Origin of the sequence: Parafrankia colletiae (assembly GCF_001854655.1) — a bacterium.
Taxonomy (GTDB): Bacteria; Actinomycetota; Actinomycetes; order Frankiales; family Frankiaceae; genus Parafrankia; species Parafrankia colletiae.
In genome coordinates, this window is record NZ_MBLM01000071.1 from 1 (window position 1) to 3452 (window position 3452).

At 66.4% G+C, this 3452-nt stretch carries 1 protein-coding gene; it reads right to left on the reverse strand.

What is annotated here, in order from left to right:
• Positions 1-3452, reverse strand: a 3452-nt coding sequence (locus tag CC117_RS09190) for a non-ribosomal peptide synthetase (RefSeq protein ID WP_131803038.1), incomplete at both ends; no start/stop codon positions are given.

The window sequence follows — 3452 nt, forward strand, 5'->3', positions numbered from 1 at the left end:
GCGTACTGCATTTTCAGCGGCGCCCACCCCGGCTCGCTACCGGCCAACCGGGCCTGGTATGCGGTTGACAGGTCCCCCAGCAGCACCGGCAGCGACCACTCGTCCACCGCATGGTGATGCACCGCCAGTACAAGTACCCACTCCGTGCCAGCCTCCCGCAACAAGCCGGCACGGAAGGGAATGTCTGCCGCCAGGTCAAACCCCTGCCGCACGAAGTCGGCGATCCGTTCCTCTACGGCGTCACCCCCGGCACCGGAGAGATCCTCCGGGATCAGCGTGAGGCGAACGCTCGCGTCCTGGGCAGGGACGACCATTTGGCGCAGCCGACCGTCGTCTTCAACAATCAGGGTTCGCAATGCCTCGTGCCGGGTGACTACATCCTTCACCGCAGCATCAAGTTTGCTGACGTCCAGTTCCCCGGACAGTCGAAGCGCCATTGGCACCACATACCGGCCCCCCGGCCCGCCCAGGCGATCAATCACCCAGAGGGCTTGCTGTCCGAAGGATGCCGGCAGGTTGGCGGGCCGCGGCAGATCCCCGATTCGCAACGCTGGAACTGTCGAGACGCTCGAGCCTTCGATGATGATCTCGACCAGGCCCGCGATCGTGGGATGGTCGAACACATCCCGCAGACTCAGCCCTGAACCGAGGATCGTGTTGACTCGGGCGACGACCCGCGTCGCAAGGAGCGAGTGCCCGCCGAGGCGGAAGAAGTCGTCGTCCACGGACAGGGGTGTGCTGGTGGGGAGAGYGAGTACGTCACGGAACACCGCGGCCAGGGACAGTTCGGTGTCCGTTTCCGGGGGTCGGCCGCTCCCGGATCCGGCGGTCAGGTCGGGAGCGGGCAGCGCTTTACGGTCGAGTTTCCCGCTCGGGGTCGTGGGGAACGCGGCCACGCGGGTGAACGATGCGGGAACCATGTACTCCGGCAGGAGCCCGGCCGTGTGGTCCCGCAGCGCATCAGCCAGCACAGCGTCGTCAGCCAGCACAGCGTCGCTGGTGGGCGTGGCGTGGTCGGCGGGTGTGGYGTTGCCGGCGGGTGTGGGCGGGGTGGTCGTGACATAGGCGGCGAGGAACTTCCCKCCGGCGGGGTGATCGAGAGCGGTCACCGCGGCACCCGAGACCGCGGGGTGTCGTTCGAGGRCRGCGCGGATCTCGTCGAGCTCGATCCGGAACCCGCGTACTTTGACCTGGTCATCGGACCGGCCGAGGTACTCCAACTCGCCCTGGTCGTTCCACCGGGCCAGATCCCCCGTCCGGTACAACTGCTCACCCGGCCCACCGAAAGGGTCCGCGACGAACCTCTCCGCGGTCAGCCCAGCCCGGCCCACATACCCCTCCGCCAGCTGCACCCCACCCAGATACAGCTCACCAGTCACCCCCACCGACACCGGACGCAGCCACCCATCCAGCAGCCGCACATAAGAATTCGACACCGGGCGGCCGATCGGTGTCGAGTCCGAGTCTGCGTTCAGGGCGGCGATGTCGTAGCTGGCGATCTCGACCGCYGCTTCGGTCGGCCCGTACAGGTTGAACAGTTCCGCTCGATCGAACACCTCCCGGGCCCCGATGGCCGCYGCCACCGGCAGCGCTTCCCCCGTGAACGACACCAGCCGCACRTYCGGGAACGACCCCGCCTCCACTCCCGAGTCCAGGAATGCCTGAAGCATCGACGGCACGAAATGCACGCTTGTGACTCGTCTTTCCCGTACCACGGCGGCGATATAGCCCGGATCCCCATGTGCGTTGTCACGGGCGACCACGACCACCGCCCCGGTGATCAGCGGGAGGAAGAACTCCGGTACCGACACGTCGAACGTGAACGGTGTCTTCAACAACACCCGATCAGACGACGAGAACCCCAACACCTCCCGGCCCCAGACAAGCCGGTTCACCACCGCGGCATGAGACAGAACCACACCCTTGGGCCGCCCGGTGGTACCAGACGTGAAAATCACATACGCGGTATCGTCGGGAGTCACAGGACGCGACAGCACAGGCCCGTCAGGCACCCCACGCTCGATCCGGCCACGAACAGCATCGTCATCGACGACCACGGTCACCACACCCGCAGCCGTGAACACACCCGCCTGCGCCACCACCGTCGCACCATCAGTGATAGCCACACGGGCGCCGGAATCCTGAAGAATCGCAGAAACACGCCCAGCGGGATACCCCGGATCAACTGGAACATACGCGGCACCCGCACGCAACACTGCAGCCAGAGAAACCACCAGATCCGTCGAACGCGGCAAAGCCACCGCGWCCCGGTCGCCCACCCCCACACCCCGCTCGACCAGAACACAAGCCAGAGCATTCACCCGCGCATCGAACTGCCCATACACCAACTCCCCACCATCCACATCATCCACCACCGCGACCGCCCCCGGAGCACACGCCACCCGATCCCGAATCAGCGCATCCACCGTCACCCCGGGAACCACCACCCCCGCACCCACCGACCACGCACCCACCGACACGGCATCAACCGAAGAGGGAGTGATCGTGAGATCGGCGAGTTCGTGGAGCGTCATGCCCGCAGGGCCGTCGAGGAGATGACCGAGGAACGCCGTGAACGCCGCCGCGTGCCGGCCGGCCGCCTCTGCCGGCACGAACGGAGACCGGCCGGAGATATCCATCCGCAGACCTCGCCCCGGGCTCCCGTAGACGGAGAGATCCAGCACACCGGTCGGACCAGGATTGATCAGCTCCGTGACCCCCAGAACCGTCCCGAAAACCGATGTCGTCCTGAACACCTTGATGTTCACCGACGGCAGCGACAGGTAGGAGAGCTCCCCTGCCTTCCACAGACGGGCGAGCTGATGATCCTCGATCGCGGAGTAGTCCCGTAGATCCCGGACCTGCGATCCCACCACCGACAGCACCTCGGCGAAGGTGGCGCCCGGACGCAGGGCGGTCGCGACGGGCAGCGCCCGGGCGACCGCGCCCGGCACGCGCAGCGACTCCGGCTCGCCGCGCATCATCGACGGTACCCGCACAGCGAGATAGTCCCGGTTCCCGGCAAGGGCCGTATACAGCCCCCACGCGGTGATGACGAGATCCGTCCACGTGCTCTTCGTCCGACGCGCCAACACCCGCAGCTGATCATCAGTGTCTGCCGGCAGCGCCACCGGAACAGGCCGATACGAGAACGACAACAGATCAGCAGGCGCGTTTCCCACGGGCTCGGACAACGCATCGATCGCAAGCACCTCACGCCAGTGATCGACGACACCGGACCCACCCGGCGTCGATGCCGACCCCACCACGAGATCCTCCAGACGACCGAACCACCTCGGCGGCGCGGGAGTCACACCGACCGCAGCCGAGTACAACTCCGCAACCCGGCGGATATAAAGAGACGTGCTATACCCGTCAAGCAGGAGATTATTCGTCGTGAACGACCACACCCACCCGCCACCGACACGCTTGAACAGCGTCGACGACGTGAG